The 4,314-nt window shown below is 64.8% G+C and carries 6 protein-coding genes; 2 read left to right on the top strand and 4 right to left on the bottom strand.

Features of this window, described 5'->3' with window-relative positions:
• Positions 1-142: 142 nt before the first annotated feature.
• On the bottom strand, positions 143-1,015 hold the full coding sequence (locus tag LB528_RS30040) for a helix-turn-helix transcriptional regulator (RefSeq protein WP_224717231.1): 873 nt from the start codon (positions 1,013-1,015) through the stop codon (positions 143-145).
• Between the two features lie 103 nt (positions 1,016-1,118).
• On the opposite strand from LB528_RS30040, the gene LB528_RS30035 reads away from it, so the two are divergent.
• Complete coding sequence (locus tag LB528_RS30035; RefSeq protein WP_224717230.1) at positions 1,119-1,964, top strand: SDR family oxidoreductase; 846 nt, start codon at positions 1,119-1,121, stop codon at positions 1,962-1,964.
• Complete coding sequence (locus LB528_RS30030; RefSeq protein ID WP_224717229.1) at positions 1,961-2,683, top strand: SDR family oxidoreductase; 723 nt, start codon at positions 1,961-1,963, stop codon at positions 2,681-2,683. Before LB528_RS30035 ends, LB528_RS30030 begins: the two co-directional genes overlap by 4 nt.
• 33 nt (positions 2,684-2,716) lie before the next feature.
• Here the strand turns inward: LB528_RS30030 and LB528_RS30025 are convergent, their stop codons facing one another.
• The 3 genes from LB528_RS30025 to LB528_RS30015 form a co-directional block, all read right to left on the bottom strand.
• Complete coding sequence (locus LB528_RS30025) at positions 2,717-3,094, bottom strand: DoxX family protein (protein WP_224516391.1); 378 nt, start codon at positions 3,092-3,094, stop codon at positions 2,717-2,719.
• A 64-nt stretch (positions 3,095-3,158) separates the two neighbouring features.
• Entirely contained in the window at positions 3,159-3,617 is a 459-nt protein-coding gene (locus tag LB528_RS30020) for a carboxymuconolactone decarboxylase family protein (RefSeq protein ID WP_224516390.1), read from the bottom strand.
• 35 nt (positions 3,618-3,652) lie between these two features.
• Positions 3,653-4,171 carry an RrF2 family transcriptional regulator gene (locus LB528_RS30015; RefSeq protein ID WP_224516389.1) on the bottom strand — a complete coding sequence of 173 codons (519 nt, stop codon included), beginning with the start codon at positions 4,169-4,171 and terminating at the stop codon, positions 3,653-3,655.
• Between the last annotated feature and the right edge of the window lie 143 nt (positions 4,172-4,314).

Below are 4,314 nucleotides of genomic sequence, written 5' to 3'. Positions count from 1 at the left end.
AAGGACGACCAGGATCCACTCGGCCTCCTTCCCACTTCAACCATACACCAGAACCAACACACAGGATCCTCGGGTCTCCGCGTCCGCTTCGCTGCCGCTCCGCCCGTGGATGACGAAGCTGGGGGGCTGCCGCCAGCCAGCCTCACGCGCTGCGTTTCTGGACCGATTGTGCATCCAACAATTTCTGCAGCTTCGCTACCGAGTTCTGCTCGGCAAGCGGCGTGTAGACGATCAGCCGCATATCCGAGCCATCGTCGATGGACAGGCTCATATGCTCGAACGTCATCGCGCCGGCGATCGGATGCCGCAGACGCTTCAGGCCGGAGAGCCGGTGCACCACATCGCGCTGCGGCCACCATTCGCGGAACTCGGGGCTTGAGCGCATCATCAACTCGATCAGCCGTTCGAAATCCGGATCACCGGTGTATTTCGCGCTCTCGGCGCGGAACGCGGCAAGGGTCGCGCGCGCCAGCTGCTCCCAATCCACCAAAAGGTGGCGCCGGTGCGGATCGGTGAACACGCCGTGGATGATGTTGCGGGCATCGCCCTCCAGCAGGCCGTAATCACCGAAGATGGCGACGGCCGCGTCATTCCATGCCAGCACGTCCCAGCGCGGGCCGACGACATAGGCGGGCTGCAGGACCAGGCTCTGCAGCATGTGCAGCAACGGTCCTTCGACCTTGCCCTGCACGATGCGCCGCCGCTCCGGCTGCTGGCGGCCAGCGAGCGTGAACAGATGCCGCTGCTCGGCGGCGTCGAGCCGCAGCGCCTGGCAGAGAGCCGACAGCACCTCGACCGAAGGCCGCACGTCCCTGCCCTGCTCCAGCCAGGTGTACCAGGTCGTGCCGACGCCAGCGATCATCGCCACTTCCTCACGCCTCAGTCCGGGCGTGCGCCGCCGCGCGCCGCAGGCGATGCCGGCGGTATCAGGCGAAAGCCTCTCGCGACGGGAACGCAGGAAGGCGCCGAGCTCGCGCCGGCGGTGATCTTCGGGAGAATGGGCGATGGCATCCATGCGCCTATTATAGCAGTACCGATACCAGGATAAAGTTTGAACTGTTTGAGATACGCGCCGTGTCCCATCTTTCCGTTCAGAGCAGCGCAAGGAGGCTCTGAACATGGAACTCAAGGACAAGACAATTCTCGTCACCGGCTCGACCGATGGCGTCGGCCGCGTGGTCGCCGAGCGGCTCGGCGCCGGCGGCGCCCGCGTGCTGGTGCATGGCCGCGACGAAGCCCGCGGCAAGGCGACCGTGGCCGCCATAGAGGCAAAAGGCGGCAAGGCGGAATTTCTCCCCGCCGACCTGGCCTCGCTTGCCGAAGTGCGCCGCCTCGCAGAAGCGGTGCGCGCAAGGACCGATCGGCTCGACGTCCTGATCAACAATGCCGGCCTCGGTACCGGCGGCCAGGCCGCCAGCCGGCAGGTCAGCGCCGACGGCTATGAGCTGCGCTTCGCCGTCAACTATCTCGCCGGCTTCCTGCTGACGTCGGAGCTCTTGCCGCTCATCAAGGCCAGCGCGCCGGCGCGCATCGTCAATGTCGCCTCGGCCGGCCAGCAGGCGATCGATTTCGACGACGTCATGCTGACGCGAGGCTATAGCGGCGTGCGCGCCTATTGCCAGAGCAAGCTGGCGCAGATCCTGTTCACCATCGATCTGGCGGCACAGCTCGACGGCACCGGCATCACGGTCAACGCCTTGCATCCGGCAAGCTATATGGACACCACCATGGTCCGGCAGGCGGGCGTCACGCCGTGGAACTCGGTCGAGACCGGCGCCGACGCCATTCTCAACCTGGCGACGTCGCCGGCGCTCGAAGGCCGCAGCGGCCTTTACTTCGACGGCCAGCGTGAATCGCGCGCCGACGCCCAGGCCTATGACGAGAAGGCCCGCCGCCGGCTGAGAGACCTCAGCCTCGAATTGGTCGGGCACGCATCTTCAGCATCAAGGGAACGACATTCATGAACGAGACTATCGAACATTGCGTTATCATCGGCGGCTCGTCCGGCATCGGCCTTGCCACGGCCAAAAGGCTGGTCAGCCCCACGATGAAAGTCACGATTACCGGCCGTAACGAGGAGAAGCTGAAGAGCGCCTGGAAGAGCCTCGACGGCACCGTCGGCAAGGCCGCATTCGACGCCGCCAGGCCCGACGAGGTCCGGAATTTCTTCGAGCGCCTCGGGCCGTTCGATCACCTGGTTCTCGCCGCGAGCGGCGGCAAGGGCCTGGGACCGTTCGCGACGCTCGACCTCGCCGATATCGGCAGCGGCGTCGATGAAAAGGTTCGGCCGCAACTCTCCTGCCTGCAGGCGGCCCTGCCGACCTTGAACAAAGCCGGATCGGTGACTTTCATCTCGGCCGTCTCGGCGCAGATTGCCGCGCCCGGCGTGGCCGGCATCGGCGCCATCAACGGCATGCTTTTGACCGTCGCGCCGATCCTCGCCGTCGAGCTGAAGCCTTTGCGCGTCAACGTCGTGGCGCCCGGCGTCATCGACACGCCCTGGTGGGACTTTTTGCCGGACGACCAGCGGCAGGTGGTGTTTGCCGAATATGCGGGCAAGACACCGGTCGGCCGCATCGGCCGCGCCGAGGACGTCGCCGAAGCAATCGCCTTCCTGGTTTCGAACAGCTTCATGACCGGTCAGGTGCTGACCTGCGACGGCGGTCTGCGCTACGCGGCCTAGCCCGAACGCTCGCGGCCGCGGCAGCGCGGCCGCCTACATGCCCTGCGCCACCAGCGCCAGGAACCCACCGGCCAAGGCAACATTGCTGACGACGCCGTTGAGGCGGGAGGCGCGGTCCGCGCCTTGATGGTCCCAGAAATTGTGGAACATCGGCGTCGCGACGATGAGGAAGACGATCAGCGCGGCTGCCGCCAAAGCGGTCCAAAGGCCGGCGATCACCAGCGCGCCGGCCGCGATCTGCAGCACGATGCCCAGCCACAGAGCGAGCGTGGCCTGTGGGACACCACGCGCGGCCATCAGCGAGGCGACCAGCTTTCTGTTCTGGATATTGCGCAGGCCGGCAAAGACGAAGGCGCCGCCGAGCAGCAGCCGCGCCACGGCCAGAATCTCGCTCTGGGAATTCTCAAACATGCCGTTGATCCTCAAAATGAAGAAGCGTGGGCCCGTCACAGGCCCACGCTGTCGTCGGATAAACTCAGGCGGCCTTGGCTGCCGGCATCGGATGGATAGCGTGGAAGGGAATGCACAGCCGGTTCCACGTGTTGATCATGCCGAGCGCGACCGAGAGCTTGACCAGTTCCTCTTCCGAGAAATGCTCGAGCGTGCGGGCGTAGAGCTCGTCCGATACGCCTTTGTCGGCGATCAGCGTCACGGCCTCGGTCCAGGCCAAGGCGGCGCGCTCGCGCTCGGAAAACAGCGGCGATTCCTTCCAGGCCGCGACGAGATAGAGCCGGGTTTCGCTCTCGCCGTCGCGCCTTGCCTCACGGCTGTGCATCTCAACGCAGTATGAGCAGCCATTGATCTGCGAAGCCCTGAGCTTGATCAGATGCAGCAGGCTCACTTCCAGCCCGCATTCGTCGACGGCCTTGTTGAGCGCCGACACCGCCTTCATGATTTCCGGCGCCTTGGCAAAGAACTGCAGTCTCGGTTTCATCCTCTTTTCCTTTCGGGCTTGGGTGGCTTGGAGGTTCAAATCTGCTTCGGTGAAGCGGATTTCTGCGGCCGCTGGTGGCGCTCGACGAAGGCGCAACTCGCGGCATAGGATTGCGGATCGCCTTCGGCCGCGTACTCCGCCACGATATCGGACAGCTTCACTTCGGCGAGCGCCGCCCGATAGGCGCGCTCGGCCTTGAGCATCGCGACATTGATGCCGCAGGGCTTCACATAGGCGGAGGCATCGAGCTTGACCGGGCCGCGCTGGCGGATCTCGCCGCAGCGAAAGGCGGGTTCCCTGCCCTCCACTGCAAGCACAATGTCGAGCAGCGTGATGCGCTCGGCCGCCCGCGCCAGCCTGTAGCCGCCCGCCGGCCCCGGCACCGATTCCAGGATGCGCGCCGCCGTCAGTTGATTGAGATGTTTCAGGAGATAGCTCGGCGACAGACCAAACGCCTCGGCCAATGCAGCCCCCGGCATGGTGCTGTTGCCATCGACTCTGGCCAGCGTTGCGGCGCAATGGATGGCCGCTTCAACACCTTCTCCGAGCTTCATCGTGCTGATCTCCAATTCATGGATATCTTTTATCTTGGATATGTCTTATCTGCAATAAAAAAATGGAGGTACGCTCTGTTCGCGATGGCTCCGAGCGCTTGAGTTCCTCGCACCCCGCGAAGCGGGGGACGAGGAACCTAAAC

Origin of the sequence: Mesorhizobium sp. CA4, from assembly GCF_020165075.1 — a bacterium.
Lineage (GTDB): Bacteria > Pseudomonadota > Alphaproteobacteria > Rhizobiales > Rhizobiaceae > Mesorhizobium.
This window is presented reverse-complemented; position numbering and strand designations above follow the sequence as displayed.